The 15,959-nt window shown below is 22.9% G+C and carries 16 protein-coding genes and 2 tRNA genes; 10 read left to right on the top strand and 8 right to left on the bottom strand.

Going from position 1 to position 15,959, the window contains the following annotated elements; all coding sequences use genetic code 4:
* On the bottom strand, window positions 1-334 hold a 334-nt coding region (locus tag U744_RS04300; RefSeq protein WP_036432014.1), incomplete at its 3' end, for a hypothetical protein.
* Window positions 335-836: 502 nt separating this feature from the next.
* On the opposite strand from U744_RS04300, the gene U744_RS0103365 reads away from it, so the two are divergent.
* The 7 genes from U744_RS0103365 to U744_RS0103335 are packed head-to-tail and all read left to right on the top strand — an operon-like array spanning window position 837 to window position 6,565.
* Window positions 837-1,487 (top strand): beta/alpha barrel domain-containing protein, encoded by a 651-nt coding sequence (locus tag U744_RS0103365; protein ID WP_025755663.1) that lies wholly within the window; start codon window positions 837-839, stop codon window positions 1,485-1,487.
* Entirely contained in the window at window positions 1,474-2,067 is a 594-nt protein-coding gene (locus tag U744_RS0103360) for a hypothetical protein (protein ID WP_025755662.1), read from the top strand. Before U744_RS0103365 ends, U744_RS0103360 begins: the two co-directional genes overlap by 14 nt.
* Window positions 2,068-2,070: 3 nt before the next feature.
* Window positions 2,071-2,361 carry a hypothetical protein gene (locus U744_RS0103355; RefSeq protein ID WP_025755661.1) on the top strand — a complete coding sequence of 97 codons (291 nt, stop codon included), beginning with the start codon at window positions 2,071-2,073 and terminating at the stop codon, window positions 2,359-2,361.
* Between the two features lie 18 nt (window positions 2,362-2,379).
* Window positions 2,380-2,838 (top strand): PTS sugar transporter subunit IIA, encoded by a 459-nt coding sequence (locus U744_RS0103350; RefSeq protein WP_025755660.1) that lies wholly within the window; start codon window positions 2,380-2,382, stop codon window positions 2,836-2,838.
* Complete coding sequence (locus U744_RS0103345; RefSeq protein WP_025755659.1) at window positions 2,828-3,100, top strand: PTS sugar transporter subunit IIB; 273 nt, start codon at window positions 2,828-2,830, stop codon at window positions 3,098-3,100. The genes U744_RS0103350 and U744_RS0103345 overlap by 11 nt, the downstream gene beginning before the upstream one ends.
* A 17-nt stretch (window positions 3,101-3,117) precedes the next feature.
* Complete coding sequence (locus U744_RS0103340) at window positions 3,118-4,629, top strand: PTS ascorbate transporter subunit IIC (protein WP_025755658.1); 1,512 nt, start codon at window positions 3,118-3,120, stop codon at window positions 4,627-4,629.
* Between the two features lies 1 nt (window position 4,630).
* Entirely contained in the window at window positions 4,631-6,565 is a 1,935-nt protein-coding gene (locus U744_RS0103335) for a transketolase-like TK C-terminal-containing protein (RefSeq protein ID WP_025755657.1), read from the top strand.
* Window positions 6,566-7,213: 648 nt separating this feature from the next.
* Here the strand turns inward: U744_RS0103335 and U744_RS0103330 are convergent.
* The 3 genes from U744_RS0103330 to U744_RS0103305 all read right to left on the bottom strand — a co-directional run bounded on the left by U744_RS0103330 (window position 7,214) and on the right by U744_RS0103305 (window position 9,947).
* Window positions 7,214-7,603, bottom strand: a complete 390-nt coding sequence (locus tag U744_RS0103330; protein WP_025755656.1) for a hypothetical protein — start codon at window positions 7,601-7,603, stop codon at window positions 7,214-7,216.
* A 1,028-nt stretch (window positions 7,604-8,631) separates the two neighbouring features.
* Window positions 8,632-9,102 (bottom strand): PTS sugar transporter subunit IIA, encoded by a 471-nt coding sequence (locus tag U744_RS0103310; RefSeq protein ID WP_025755654.1) that lies wholly within the window; start codon window positions 9,100-9,102, stop codon window positions 8,632-8,634.
* Window positions 9,103-9,110: 8 nt separating this feature from the next.
* The gene (locus U744_RS0103305) at window positions 9,111-9,947 is read right to left on the bottom strand and encodes a DegV family protein (protein WP_025755653.1); all 837 of its coding nucleotides are present in this window, start codon (window positions 9,945-9,947) and stop codon (window positions 9,111-9,113) included.
* Between the two features lie 144 nt (window positions 9,948-10,091).
* Between U744_RS0103305 and U744_RS0103300 the strand changes: the two genes are divergently transcribed.
* On the top strand, window positions 10,092-12,791 hold the full coding sequence (locus U744_RS0103300; protein ID WP_025755652.1) for a coiled-coil domain-containing protein: 2,700 nt from the start codon (window positions 10,092-10,094) through the stop codon (window positions 12,789-12,791).
* 71 nt (window positions 12,792-12,862) lie between these two features.
* Here the strand turns inward: U744_RS0103300 and der are convergent, their stop codons facing one another.
* Genes der through U744_RS0103285 form a run of 3 tightly spaced genes read right to left on the bottom strand, consistent with a single transcriptional unit; the run spans window position 12,863 to window position 15,281 of the window.
* On the bottom strand, window positions 12,863-14,176 hold the full coding sequence (gene der, locus U744_RS0103295) for a ribosome biogenesis GTPase Der (protein ID WP_025755651.1): 1,314 nt from the start codon (window positions 14,174-14,176) through the stop codon (window positions 12,863-12,865).
* Window positions 14,137-14,844: a (d)CMP kinase gene (gene cmk, locus U744_RS0103290; protein WP_025755650.1), complete on the bottom strand. Its 708-nt coding sequence runs from the start codon at window positions 14,842-14,844 to the stop codon at window positions 14,137-14,139. The genes der and cmk overlap by 40 nt, the downstream gene beginning before the upstream one ends.
* Before the next feature lie 11 nt (window positions 14,845-14,855).
* The gene (locus tag U744_RS0103285; RefSeq protein ID WP_025755649.1) at window positions 14,856-15,281 is read right to left on the bottom strand and encodes a hypothetical protein; all 426 of its coding nucleotides are present in this window, start codon (window positions 15,279-15,281) and stop codon (window positions 14,856-14,858) included.
* Between the two features lie 134 nt (window positions 15,282-15,415).
* On the opposite strand from U744_RS0103285, the gene U744_RS0103280 reads away from it, so the two are divergent.
* Together U744_RS0103280 and U744_RS0103275 are read left to right on the top strand one after the other, a co-directional pair.
* Window positions 15,416-15,490: transfer RNA gene (locus U744_RS0103280), tRNA-Cys, on the top strand.
* A 5-nt stretch (window positions 15,491-15,495) separates the two neighbouring features.
* A tRNA-Arg gene (locus tag U744_RS0103275) sits at window positions 15,496-15,572 on the top strand.
* 147 nt (window positions 15,573-15,719) lie between these two features.
* On the opposite strand, the gene U744_RS04690 is transcribed toward U744_RS0103275, so the two are convergent.
* Window positions 15,720-15,959 (bottom strand): hypothetical protein (locus U744_RS04690; protein WP_036432007.1); only part of this gene is annotated, 240 nt, incomplete at its 5' end.

The following is a 15,959-nucleotide window of genomic DNA, read 5'->3' as shown; positions in this document are numbered from 1 at the left end:
CAGCAAATTTGATATTTGATAAAGCGTAGGTTTTATCAATTTGCGCTCCTGCAAAATGAAGCTTGATTTCCTTGTTGTTATTACCACTATTTGTGATTGAATTTATTGTTGTTGCAATATCATTATTTCCAGTTGAATTTGATAGTTTCACAATTAGGCTTTGTAGTTCATTAATAGCAATTATTAAACAAAAAGAAAAATTGTTTTTAAATTTTAGTGAACTAGTTAGACTTGATACATTAGAAAATACTCAAAATGATATGAAAGCATTGATAAAAATTATTTGTTTAATTAATTGCATGTAAAGAGTTTGAATCAATTGTTCAACTAACATAATTGCTATTGTTTTTTAATATTAAGTTGTGCAAGATTTAAAAATTAAATTACACAATCAATATCTTAACTTTATAACTATTTTATTTGTTAGATTATTACTTTGTTATTTAAAAAATTTAGTTTAAAGCAATTGCAAACTTTTAGATATTCTAACACTAGTTTTTAATTGCTATTATTTAAATACTTTGTAAATTTTTCTTAAATTTAAATTGTCATTAAAATTGTTAAAATCTAATTTTAGAATCAAAATAAAATTTTTAATTTTTTTATAATAAACAAAATTAGTTTGAATTTAATTGAATTCAATTATTTGATTTTTAAAAAATAAATAATTAAAATATGAAAAAAATTATCAATAATATAACATAAAAAGCCTATTTTGAAAATAAAATTTTTTTTGTTTTATAATTTTTATGGGTTTAAGTTTTAAAAAATTAAACAAACCCATTTTTAATTTAAAGCTATTAAGATTTTTAATATATTTTACAAAAAGGAGCAAGATGAAATATTCACAAAGTATTTGTGCAATTGATGTTTTTAAATCCAATTTAATAATAAATGAATTAGTTAAAAATGGAATGACAAACATTCATATTGATTTTATGGATGGTCATTATGTTGATAATTTTGGTTTTACTTTTGAAAATTCTAAATTATTAATTGACAAATATCCAAATATTGATTTTGATGCTCACTTAATGATAAAAAATCCATTAAAGTATTTAAATAAGATAATTTCTATTGGCTTTAAAACTATTTTTTTACCAGTTGATGAAATTAAAGAAGATGAATACTTTGAAGTAGCTAAAAAATTTCCAAATATTAATTTTGGAATTATGCTCAAAGCAAATGATAGTCCTGAAAATTATAAAAATATAATTATTAATTCTAAAGTTATTCTTTTGATGACAATTAATAAAATTGGAACAACAGGAGAACTTTTTAATGAAAATCTTTTAATAAAAATTAAAAAAATAAAATTATTAAATTCTGATATTAAAATATTTTCTGATGGCGGTCTTCGAGTTGAAAATGTGGCAATATTAAAAAACAATAATATTGATGTAGTAGTTGGTGGATCAATAATTTTTTCATTTTCATCAGAAAAAGAATTTATGACATGATGAAAGAAAAACAATGACAATTCTTAATTGAGCTGTTGTCTTTTTTGTTTTTATTTTAGTTTTAATTTTAATAATTGTTATTTTTTGAAGAACTAGAATTTACTTTATTGAAAAAAGAAGTAAATATTATAAAGATACAATCAATAATATCTCAAAAAAAGCTATCTTAAAATTATCCAATTTGCAGTTAGAAAATTTCACAATATTATTTAACATTTTAGTAAAAAATAATTTTAGTAAGAAAAAAAAATCATTATTTAATGCTATTTTAATTACTAATGATTGTGTTTATATTTTAAGTGAGTTGTTTATTAACATTAATGATAATAATCAATTTTTTTTAATTGATAATAAAAATATAGTTAATTTTATTGAACAAGATAAATGAATTAAAGCAAATTTTGATAGTTTAAACTATAAATTTGTTATTTTAATTGATAAAAAAGTTAAAAAAAATAAAATTATCAATAAAACTAATTTTGATGTTTTGAATTTTGATGATTTAGAAAATATTATTAAATCTTCAAATAATAAAAAAATAAATGTAAATCAAGTTCAAAAAATTTTTTTAAGCAACAATTTGAATAAAATTCAAGAAAGAAAATAATTTATGAATTCAAGGCAGGAAATAATACGAAAACTACATGAATTATATAATTTAGAAATTAGTGAAATAGAATTTTTAACACTTGAAGAATTAGAAAAAATTTTAAAACAAGAAGAAGAAAAACAAATATTTTTAAATAAAAATCCAAATAAATTTTTTTACATAAAATCATTGCCTTTGCCAAAAGAAGTTAAAAAAATAAATTCAAATAAACCTGGATGAATTATTTTTTCTGTTTTTGTTTTATTGCTTTTTTTGATTTTTGTTTTATTTATGATTTTAGCTTTCAGATAAAAATAGTTTGAGGTAAAAATGAAATTATTTGATCCAAAATTAATAAAGTGAATTGATAATAAAAATTTTGACTGAAAACAAGTTATTAATCAAGGTGTAAAATTACTAGTTGATAACAAAAAAGCAACTTGACAGTTAGAAGATGAAATTTTAAAAATTACCAAAAAATTTGGCGCATACTATGTACTTGAAAAAGGAATAGCACTTGTACATGCTCCAGCTGGAAATTATTCTTTTGAAGCTGCAGCATCAACAATTTTACTTAAAAACAATGTTTGTTTTAACAATCAAGAAGATAAATGTGCCAAAATAATTGTTACCTTAGCATCTCCAGATAATCATTCACATGTTGAATTAATTCAAGAATTTGGAAATTATTTTATGAATAAAGATTTTAAGAAAAAAGCCTTAGAGTCTAATTCTCTTGAAACATTTTTAGAACTAATAAAAAAGGAAGATATACAAAATGAAAATTAAATGTGTTTGTGGATCAGGATTAGGATCATCATTACTTTTAGAAATGAATGTAAAGATGGTTTTGGATAAATTAAATATTGAATATGAATCAGTTGAGCACACTAATATCTCACAATTTAACAAAAATGATGTAGATTATGTTGTTATTGGAGCTGACGTTGCTCCTTCAATTGATTTTCCTGAAGATAAAATGATCATTTTAACAAATATTTTATCAAAAGATGAGTTAGAAACTAAAATTCGTCAAATTTTAAAAATTTAAATAATAAAGGAGTACAAATGAATTTTGGACTTTGATTATTGGAATTTCTTAAAGCCTTTGTTGGCACACCTGCTTTATTAGTTGGTATTTTTACCATGATAGGCGCACTTACACTAAGAAAAAAAATTTCTCAAGTAGTTATTAGTACTTTCAAAGTTATTGTGGGTTTTTTAATTTTAGGTGGTGGAGCAGGTGTTCTTGTAGGTAGTTTAAGTAAATTTCAATCTGTTTTTCAGGAAGTTTATAAACTTAATGGAATCATTCCAAATAATGATGCATTAGCTGGAGCTATTTCTAAGGCTCTTCCATTAATTACAACACTTGGAAGCTTAATTATGCTTGTTGGAATGATTTTTAATATTTTACTTGCTGTATTTTCAAGACTTAAATACGTTTACTTATCAGGACATGTTCTTTATTATACTTCATTAATGCTTGCAATTGTCATGTATGTAATTGGATTTGATTTTGAAAATAATATTGCACATTTTGCTATTAGTTTGATTACTGGGGCTATTATTATGGGGATTTATATGGTACTAAGTCCTGCATCAGCTCAAAGATATACAAAACAAATTGTAGGAACAGATGAAATTGCTCTTGGACATACAGGTGGTTTTGGTTATGCATTATCAGGACTTATTGGAGAAGGAATTTCTAAACTTAGAAAAAAACCTATTTTGTCAACTGAAGCTATTAAATTTCCAAAACAATTATTTTTCTTTAGAAATACTTTAGTTTCAATTTCAATAACCGTATTTCTTTTTTATATTTTTGCTTTTTTACCAGCTGGAATAATGTATGAACTTGGTAAAATTAGTAAAGAAAGTGATGCTTACAAAGTTTTAAGTAGTGAAAATTGAGTAATTACTATGCTTGTACAAGCATTTACTTTTACAGCAGGAGTTGAGATTATTCTATCTGGAGTTAGATTATTTGTTGGTGAACTTGTTCCAATGTTTAAAGGAATTAGTGATAAAATAATTAAAAATGCTCGAGTAGCAGTTGATTGTCCTGTAGTTTTCCCTTACGCTCCAAATGCAGTTATTATTGGATTTATTTCATCATTTATGGCTGGAATTTTAGGAATGTTAATTACCATTGGACTTGGATATGGTTCTATTATTCCAATAGTGGTTCTTCCAGGACTTGTTCCACATTTTTTCCTTGGTGCAACTTCAGGAGTATATGGTAATATAAAAGGTGGAATATGAGGTGCTATTGTTGGACCTTTTGTAGGGGGGTTAATCATTACATTTATTCCAGTTATTTTTGTTGCTGGTAATTGAACCCCAACTGAAACAAATGCAATTGGAGAATTAGCTAAAAAAAGTGTTGAAAGCAGCAAATTAAATTCTCTTAATTGAGGAGACACTGATTATTTAATTGGATATTTCCCTGGAATTATTGGTCTTATTCCTAGTGTTGGAAAATGAATTGCCTTTGGTGTTGCAATTGGAATTTATTTAACAATGATTATTGATGGAGTTATTCATAAATTTAAAAATAAAAATAGAAAGTTAATATAAAATGAAAGATAAAAATATTGAAGTAGAATTTATTAATGCAACAAGAGCCATGGCTCTTGATGGGATAAACAATGCTAAGCAAGGTCATATTGGAATGGCGCTTGGAGCAAATGAAATTTTTTATAGCATCATTAAATCAATGAATTTTAATGAAAAAAATCCAAAATGAATTAATCGTGATCGTTTTGTTTTATCAGCTGGACATGGGTCAATGGGTCTTTATTCACTTTATCACTTTATGGGATTATTAACCAAACAAGACATAATTGATCACAAACAATTTAATTCAAAAACTCCTTCACATCCAGAAATTGATAAATTAAATTTAATTGATGCATCAACTGGACCTTTAGGACAAGGTGTGGCAATGGCTGTTGGAATGGCAAAAAGCGAACAGTTTTTAGCTCAAAAATTTAACAAAAATAATTTTAATTTAATTGATCATCACATTTTTGCATTATGTGGAGATGGTGATTTACAAGAAGGGGTTGCACTTGAAGCAATTCAATTTGCTGGTACTAACAAACTAAATAAGCTTATTTTAATTCATGATTATAATAATGTACAAATTGATTCATATGCAGATCAAGTTAATAATATTGATTTTGAGGAATATTTTATTGCACAAAAATTTAATGTTCAAATTTTAAAAAATAATAAAGTCGCAACAATTATTGATGCTATTAAAAGAGCTCAGCAAAGTTCAAAACCAAGTTACATTCAAGTGCCAACTAAAATTGCATTTAAAACTAAATATGAAAATCAATCAATGGGACATAATGGAATATTATCTGAAAGTGAAACCATTGAATATAAACAAAAATTAAAACTTATAGATTTTGAACCATTTAAATATGATTCAAAATATTATCATTTTGGATCAAGAATTTTAAAATCTAAAAATATATCCTACAGTAGATGGATTAAAAAATTGGAACAATATAAAATTGAGCATCCAGATTTATTTACTAAGTTAAATGATCTAATAAACAATAAAATTACTTTCTCACTTAAAAATCTTGAGATTAAACAAACAAATCAAGCAACTCGAAATTACGCTCATGAAATTATGCAACATTTAGATAAAAATCATGAGTTTTTAATGGGTGGATCAGCAGATTTAAGAGCAGCAACTAAAGTTGGATTTAACGATAATAAAAACATACAATATGGAATTAGAGAATTTGCAATGGCTGCAATAAATAATGGAATTTATTTGCATAGTAATATTAAAACATTTGCATCGACTTTTTTAGTTTTTGCTGATTATGCAAAGGCGGCTTTACGTCTTGGTGCTTTAATGCAAATTCCTAATATATATATTTTTAGTCATGATTCTTATAGTGTTGGAGGAGATGGTCCAACTCATCAACCTGTTGAGCAACTTACAATGCTTAGATCAATTCCAAATTTTGAGGTTTTAAGAGTTGCAGATGAAAATGAAGCAAAAAATGCTTTTGAATATGCTTTAAATTCTATAAATAAACCAACAGCAATTATTTTATGTAGACAATCAATTAATTCATTTAAAAAACAAAATAAATTTAGTTCAGCATATTTTATTAAAAAATATCAAGAATTTGATATCACTCTTTTAGCTTCAGGTTCAGAAGTTGAACTGGCTTATAAAACATCTGAAATGCTTAAAAAGCAAAATATTAAAGCAAATGTGATTTCAGTGCTTTCACTTCAGGGATTACTTGCTGATGAATTTTTAGTTGAAACACTTGGTATTAATAAAAAACCAATTTTTGCAATTGAAGCCTCAAATGATTCAATGTGATATCAGTTATCTAAATTCAATGCTTTTGATTGCCATTTAGCAAAGGAATTTGGACATTCTGCACCAGGGGATTTTGTTTATGCACACAATGGTTTTAGTGCTGAAAATATCACTTATAAAGTAATGAAATTTTTAAGCAAAATACATAATTAAAATTCAAAATAATTTAATAAAAAAGATGAAATTATTTTCATCTTTTTTATTAATTTTAATTGTTTTTAAGTTTAGATTTTGTTTGTTTTTATTTAAAATCTATTTGTAAATAAATATTTTATTAAACACAAAAAAAATTTATTTTTCATCATCATTATCATCATCATTATTATTATTATTATTCATACAAATTTTTAAAATATAAATACAAAGTACTACTTTGGAGAAAATTGTAAAAATTAAAGTAAGGAGGATTTTTTAAATTAGCAAGTCATTTTTCATATTCTTGATATTGTTTACTAATTTTGTTTCATAAATCTTTATCTGAAATTAAATTTTTTTTAATTTCCTCACTAGAATTAAAATATTTATGTGCAAATACTACAATTTCTAGTTGATTTAAACCATATTTTATAGTTTGATATTTTTCAATATATTTTTGTTCTAAATTTTCAAGTTCATCACGATTTAAATAAACATTTATTTGTCCTTCAATAAAATAGTATTTAATATCTTCTATTTTTAAATGTTGTTGAATAAGAGCTGCTACAATTTTACTGTATAAATGTTTGTGTTGTCATTTACCGGAGTAAAAAGTGTTAAGAAAACTTTTATTTTGTTCAACATCATATAAATATTTTTTAATTTTTAATTTGTGTTGAGCAATGCGGTTACCAATTCCTTTTTTTGGTTGGTAATTCCAACATAATGATAAAGTCCAACTTCAATTAAATATACTCCTTTAAATTTTCGATTATTTTTATCTAATAAATTTAGTTTTTCTGTATTAATAAAATTTGGATTTTTAGACAAAATTTTATTTTTAAAAAAATTTTCATCTTCAGAATTTAATTTATATATTTTAGATTTAAATAAATTTTGCTGATCTAAATTTTCATTAATTAATTGAATTTGCTGCTTTTTATAATTTAATAATATATCTATAACATTATTAGTAATAAAATTTTTCTCAGTTGAATTTGGTTTTTTTCTTTTTTTTATTTTTGCTAATATTTTCTTTCATATTTTTAAAATCATTATTAATTATCCTCTAATTTTTAAGTAAAAATAAATTAGAACATGATTTGAAATGAAATTAATTATTTCAATATTTTTGACTGAATATTTTTGCTTTAATTTATTTAATTTGTTTTTTTGTTAAATTTTTCTATATGTATTTTTTAGGAAATTTGATTTTTTGCAATTACATTTGAATTTTTTAATATGTTAATTAAATCATATTTGTATGGATTGTTTTTAAGTAATAATAAATTGTTTTTATTAGAAAGTGAGGTTTTAAAATTATCTAATTATTTTTATGTAAATATATTATTTATAATTTTTTGTATAAATCAATTTACTAATTTTAAAACATTTCTTTTGAACTTTATTTAGAAAATAAAATATTAATTTTATTGTTTTTGAATTTATACCAGATGCATCAAAATGAGTTATATAATTGATAAACTAATACTCACTTGTTTTTTATGCTTAAATTCAATTCAATATGGTGGGCTAGTTCATTTTATATTAAAACTTTTGTAAATAATAAAAGTTTTATTTCAAATAAATCTTTTTTAGATAAAAAAGCAAAACTTTTTTATTATTTTCAAATTAAAGGTTAATTGTTTCATTACTGAATGCACAATGATATTTGAAATTTTGTTTAATTCATTTGTAAATTTTTAATAGTATTTTTATTATTTTAAGAAATTTCATTTAAGTCAATTAAATTTACTATAAAATTATTTAATAATTTTAATTATTGAATTCAATTTCAATGAATTAATGTGAGTTTTTGTTCATATTTTTTAAATTTCAAATCATTAATTTAATTAATTTATCATTAATAGATTTTACAATTTTAGATTTTTCTGATGATATTGGTTTTTCTTTCTGTAATTTATTTGATTTTGATTGTTTATTTTTAAATTATTTATATGTATGTCATCCTGCTATGATTACATCAGTAAGTGCAATTGATTTTAACTGCATTTTATTAAATCTTTTTTAAAAAAAATAAAACAAAATAAAAGCAAACAATTTTGGTTTGCTTTAACATAATTTTAATATATGTATAAATCTTTTTCATCGATCATATTTTTTATTTTTTCAGTATCATTAGTTTTTAAAAAAAATTCAATTAACTGTTCATCAAGAGAAAGTAAACTAATCATTTGTAAAATATCAATTTGGTGATCGCGATCAGTTTTTGAAGTTCCAATTACAAATAATAATTTTACTGGTTTGTTATCTTTTGCATTTCAGTCAATTTCATTTTCAAGTCGAACAAGTGCAACAAATGGTTTTAATACAGTAGATGAAATTCCATGTGGCACTGCAATTTGATCATTCAGTGCTGTTGACATAATATTTTCTCTATAAATTAAGGCATTAAAAAATTTTTGAGCATTTTCAATAAAATTATTTTTTTCTAGCATTATACAAATATTTTCAAGCACTTCATCATGAGATTGACCTTGAACATTTAAAAATATTGAATTTTCATTAATTAAATTTTTAATTTCAAATTTCATTATTTATCCTATTCCTCAGGCATTACACTTAAACAAATTGCATCTGGTCCGGTGTGAATTGCAATTGCAGTTGGAGTTAATTTTTTAGCTGAAATAACTAATCCAATATTTTTTGCTACTTCTTTTAATTTGTTATTAATTTTTTCATCAATACCACTAATTAATTGAACTACACTATTTTTAAGTGAGTTTGAATTTTCTTGAACTTTATAGCATAATTTTTCAATAGCACCATTTAGTGTTCTTTTAATTGTATAAACTGATACAAGACCTTCATGATCATATTTTAAAATTGGAAAAACTTTAATTTTAGTTAAAATTAATTTTTTAATACCAGTTAAACGACCACCTTTGATCATATAATCTAAATTAATTGGAAGAATATATGTAGAACATTGATTGATAAAATTTTGCAATTTTTTTAAAGTTAAATCAATATTTTCAGTTTTTTCAAAAATATTTTGAGCAATTTCAATTGCTTTTTGAATTTGAACTCCAACTAAATTATTTTTAACAATCTTTAGTTTGGGATTATTTTTAGCAAATGTTTGAATATATTGTGCAGTGGAAGATAAATGTTCACTTACACCAATAAATAAAACATAATCATATTTATTTAAAGTTTTTTCTAAAACTTGTTCAATTAATGTTATGTTAGGTAAAGAAGTTTTACATATTTTAGCTTGTGCAATTTTGTGTAACAATTCAATGTTTTCAATTGTTTTGTCTTTAATGCTAACATTATCAATTTCTACCTGTAGCGGTAGCAAATGATATCCCAATTTTTGGGCATTTTCTTCTGTTATTGAAGCAAAACTATCAATAATTATTCCTAATTTTTTCATACTTTTATTATATAACAAAAGATATTTTTTATTTATAGAAAATAAAACTGCTTATTTAATATTTTTGTTTAGATTAATTGAACTTTTTTCTTTTTTTGATTAAAAATAAATATTTTTGCATTTTATAAATGAAAGGAGAAAAAAGTGTTTAATTTTAAATTAAATAAAAAATCAAATGCAACAAATTTAAAAAGAAAGAAAACATTATTTTTGATCTTATTTTCATTTTTTTTAACATCAAGTTCCATTTTATCATCCAGTTTAATCATTAATTTTATTAAAAACAAAAAAATTAAATTTTTAAAAAATGAAATTAATATCTTAAATTTAGAATTAGAAAACCTGAAAAATGAAAACAAAAAATTAAAATCACAAATATTTTCACTTCAAGAAGTATTAAATTTAACTAATGCAGTTAATTTAAATTCAAACGAAGAAGTTACTAAGTTGTTATCACAGTTTGTAAATTCAACAAATAATCAAATTAAAATTTTTGATAATGATTCATTAGAATATCTAAAAAAATATGTTGACAAACTAAAAAAAACTACATTAAATTCAATTAACATATTACTAAAAAAATTATTTTTAATTAAAGAGAATAATACAAAAAATAATTATGATAATACATTAATTGTTAATCAAATTAACTTGCTTGAAAATCTTAAAAAAAATTTAATTAATATTTCATTTGATAATAAAGAAAATTTTAAAGATTCAATATATCAGATAAATAAAATAACTGAACATTATCACAATTTAAACTCTACATTTATTGAAAGATTAAATTCAGTTATCAATGAGAAAAATAATCTAATTAAAAATATTGAAACAAAAATACAAACCACTAAAGATAAATTACAAAATTATGTGCAAAAATCAATTAAAACTTCTGAAGAAATGGTAGAAACATTAAATGTGATTGAAAAATATTTGCTAAGTGTAATTGAAAAAGGAGTAACTTTTAATGATGATAATTTAAATACTGAATTTTTAAATAATTTAAACAATTTAAAAATTAAAATTAATGAATATCAAAAAAAAATTAAACAAGATATTGTAAAAATAAAAAATTCTTTTGAAAATTCTAAAAAAATTGATGATTACTCAAATTTAATTCTTTTAGATACTGATATTTATGCAGGAAAAATAAAATTTTATTTACAAGAATTAAATTCGTATAATTTTCAATTTATTTCAATTTTTTTAAATTACTATAAATCATCTTTAACTAAAATAGAAGAATTAAAAAATCAAGTTAATAATCTTGATTTAGAAAAAGAAAATTTAAATCAAAAAATAATTCAATCAGAAAGTGAAAAAACTCAAGCAATAGTAAATTTAAAAAAATTAAAAGAAGATTTAACAACTTCTCTTCTTAAAAGTCTTGAAAATATTATTTTTTCATTACAAGGAATTTCAACAACAATAAACAACTCAACTCATCAAGATAAAAATTTACTTGTAGCAAGATTAAATAAGGAAATTTTAAAATTAGTTGATTTAAAAAACGAGTATACAACTGATCAATTTAATAGTAAATATGAAATAAGTGTTGAAATTGCTATGAAGACTGCAAATCAGGTCATTAGTGAGTATAAAAATAATATTTTAGATCCATTAAAAAAAGAATATCAAAAAACTAAAATTCAACTTGAAAATCTTGAAATTAAATTAACTGAGTCAAAAGAAATTTTGACACTAAAAAGTACTCAATTAAGTAATGTTTCAAAAGAACTTCAAGTAACTAGAAATAATTTACAAAGCAAAGAAAATGAACTTTCAATTATTCTAGATAAATTAAAAGAAAGCAAAAATAATTTAGATCAACTAAATTTAGATAAAAAAAATTCGCTTAATAATTTAAACAAAACTATTTTAGATTTAGAAAAACGCTATTTAAATTTAAAAGAATTAGCAGTAAAATTAATTGAATTTGCAAAAGATAAAAAAATTGATACAAACAAACTAGAACAATTAATTATTTATGTTTTTTCAACAAAAAACACAGAAAATTTTCAAATAATGAATCAAGTTTTAAATGAATATATTGACAAATATAATGAATTTTTTTCAGAGCTTTTGCTAGTGTATAGTAAATTATTAACCAAAAAAGATCAACAGTCAAAACTTTTAATTGAAAAAAATGATTTGCTTATAGAAAGTAGTAAGCTAGTTGAAATTCAGAAAATTGATTTAGAAAATAAAATTAATTCTCTTGAAAAAGAATTAAAAGAAAGTCAAAAAACTATCAATGAATTAAAAAACAAAAAAATTATTCAAAATAATTTACAAATAAACAGTTCAGTTATAAAAAATTTCAATAAAACAACAAGTTGATCACAAGAGATTATTTCAGGATATAAATTTAGTGAAAATAAAAAAGTTAAAATTGAAGCTAAAGAGACATTTAATATTGTTAATGATAATGATATTACAATTCAATATTATGATAATACAAGTAAAACTAACAAACAAATTATTTTAACAAAAACAAATAATTACAGTAGCAAAATTTATTTGCCTTATTATATTTTTTCACCATTTATTCTTCAAAGTGAAATTTGACATGATAATGGAGATGCGCTTTATGGTTATGGAGGGGCTGAAAAAGAAATTACAAAATATTCAAATAAGGTTATAGAAAATGAAAGTTTTGTTGAAACAAAATTTGAAAATAATGTTTTAACTATATACATTAAAAGTGAAATTACATTACAAAAAGATAAAATTATTGAAAATTATATTGGAGAAAGTAAATATAGCAGCACAGATACTTATAATAAATATTTACTTTACTCAGGAACATTAAAAAGTCCCATTACAATTTTGGGAATAAGTTAATTTTTTAAAAAAACACTCTTGCCTATAAACATTTATTATTAAATAAATGTTAAAAGAGTGTTTTTTATTTGTTAATCAATTGCATTATTTTTGTTTTTAAAATTAAGTTGTAGTGGACAACCTTTAAAGTTAAAATTGTTTCTTAATTGATTTTCAAGAAATCTTTGGTATGAAAAATGAAGATATTTTTTGTTGTTAACAAAAAAAGTAAAAGTTGGAATTTTAGCGATCTCTTTTCGAACATAATAAACATTCAATCTTCCACCATTATATGGTTGTGCTTTTTGAATTAACTGAGTTTCTAAAATTAAATTTGATAGTAAAGATGATTTAATATCACGCTCAAGATTATTTCTTACCTCTTCTATAGTTTTAGCTAATTTATTAATTCTTTGATTGCATTTAGCAGAAATAAACACAAAAGGTACTCAAGGAACAAAATGAAATTTTTGTCTCATTTTTTTTTCAAATTGCGCCATTGTATTAGTATTTTTTTCAATTAGATCTCATTTGTTTATTACTATGATAATTGGTTTGTTGTTTTCTAAAGCATAACCAATTATTCTTGCATCAAAATGAGAAACTTGTTGTGCTAAAGTTGCATCAATTACAATCAAGGATAAATCAGCTTCAGAAAGTGATGTCATAGCTCTCATTAACGCATAATGTTCAACACTTTCAATTAATTTACTTTTTTTATTAATTCCAGCAGTATCAATTATTTTATATTTTTGATTATTAATTTCAACAATTGTTTTTACACTATCACGTGTAGTTCCTGAAATTTCTGAAACAATTGATCGATTTTCCTGTGCCAAATTATTAAGTAATGAACTTTTACCAGCATTTGGTTTTCCAATAATGGCCAAACTAAAATATTCTTCCAAATCATCTTCAGAAAAATCTAAATGTTGAATAACACAATCAAGCACTTCTCCAATTCCTTCACCATGTAAAGCGGAAATTGAAAAGATATTATCAACACCTAATTTGTATCATGAATAATCAAATTGCTGAGCATTTTCTAATTTGTTTGCAACAGCAATAATTGGTTTGTTACTTTTGCGTAAAATATTCATAATGTATAAATCATCATTGGTAATTTGACTTTGCCCATCAAATAAAAACAAAATTACATCAGCATCATCAATAGCAATTTTAGCTTGAATTTGAATTTGTTTTTGAAATGGACGATCTTCAATTTCAATTCCACCAGTATCAATAATTTTAATGTTTTTGCCAGTTCATGTAATTGTTTCATAAAGTCTATCACGGGTCACGCCAGGATTATCATCAACAATAGAAACTTTTCTACCAATTAGTCTATTAAAAAAAGTACTTTTACCTACATTGGGTTTTCCAATGATTGCAACTGTGTTTTGCACTGTTTCTCCTTTATTTTTTCATTTACTAAATTGATAATATATTTAACAACATCATTTACTTCCATATCAGTACAATCGACCAATACTGCATCTTCGGTTTTATGAAGTGGATCAATTTCACGATTCATATCTTGCGAGTCACGATTTTTAATATCATATAAAACTTCTTCATAATGAGATTCATAGCCCATAGCAATGTTTTGAGTGTGTCTGCGATGAGCTCTTTCTTTAGCATCAGCTCATAAAAAAATTTTCACTTCTGCATGCGGCATAATTTTAAAGGTTGTATCACGTCCATCAATGATAAAACCTTTGCGACGTTTGGTCATTATTTGAATAAAACTAACAACAAAATCACGCACTTCTTGAATTTTAGCAATTTTTGCTGCTGCTTGTGAAACAACTTCATTACGAATAGCTTTAGTTATATTTTCATTAAAAAGGAATACATCTTCATTTGATTTAAGTTCAATCATCCCATGTTCAAGAGTGCTTAAAACTTCAATTTTTTCACGCAAGTCCACCCCTTTTTTAATTGCGTTGTAAGCAATTGCACGATAAACGCTACCGCTATTGATGAAAGTGTATTTTAATTTTTTAGCTATTTCTTTGGAAACTGTTGATTTACCTGCTCCTCCTGGACCATCAATTGCAATATTTACCTTCATTGCTCTCCTTTTTAAAGTTTAAATTTATTAACAATTAAAGTGTTACTTTTTTCTATTTCCACATTAATTTTTTTTATTTTTTGTTGATTTTCAAGAATGTTATTTTTAAGCATGTCATTAAATTGATTGCTTGTAAAATTAAAATCTTTAATAAAAAATCCTTTTAAAATAGAAAGGTTTAAAAGTTTTTTTTGATAATTAAAATCAATTTGATTGACTTTTTCAAGATCAAAAAAAGTATCATATTTTTTAAGTGATAATTTACTTGATCAAAAAATATTATTATAAAAATTTAAAGACTGATAACTAAATTTTTTTTTCATTCAATTTAGATTATCCGCATAATGAGAATTGGTATTTAAAGTAAGTGCTTTTAATTCATTAAAAGCAATTTCTTCATTATCAAGAATTTTTTGATTTTTCTTTTCATTCTCCATAGCTAATCATATTTTACCTTAAAATAAAAAAAATATATTAATTTGCTAGAATTTATTTTCTAAAATTTTTTTTAAATTTAAAAGATTATTGATATAATTAATTAGCAAGTTAAAACTTAAATTTAAGCCTACTAGGCACCATAGCCAAAAGGCCAAGGCACGAGTCTGCAAAACTCTGATTACGGGTTCGAGTCCCGTTGGTGCCTCCAATTATGCGTCCGTAGCTCAACTGGATAGAGTGTTAGGTTACGGCCCTAAAGGTTGCGGGTTCGACTCCTGCCGGGCGCGCCATTTCATAAAATTGACCAATAAAAATAACAACCATTTGGTTGTTATTTTTTTATTGTAAATCACACCAAGAATTATTTTAAAATATAATAAACTAGTTATAATTGATTTAATTGATAATTTAAAATGATTTTTACTAAAACAAAAATTTTAAGATCTTATTTCTACATTTTGTTGATTAATATTAATAATTGTTGCACTAGATTTTTCTGTTCCTTTTTTTAATGAAACAAATTGAAGATTAAATTGTTTACCTTTTAAACTTTCAGGAATAGTGAAATCAAAATCAATTTGATATTTATATGTGTATTCAGTTGATTTTTCTGCAGTTGTGCCTGTTTTAGATTCAGTTGATAACATTTGTGTTTGATCATTTGAACCATCATTGTA

This window comes from Mycoplasmopsis cricetuli ATCC 35279, from assembly GCF_000526955.1.
In the GTDB taxonomy this organism is placed as follows: Bacteria; Bacillota_I; Bacilli_A; order Mycoplasmatales; family Metamycoplasmataceae; genus Mycoplasmopsis; species Mycoplasmopsis cricetuli.
Note: the sequence above shows the minus strand (reverse complement) of the source record. Positions and strands in the feature narration are given on the sequence as shown.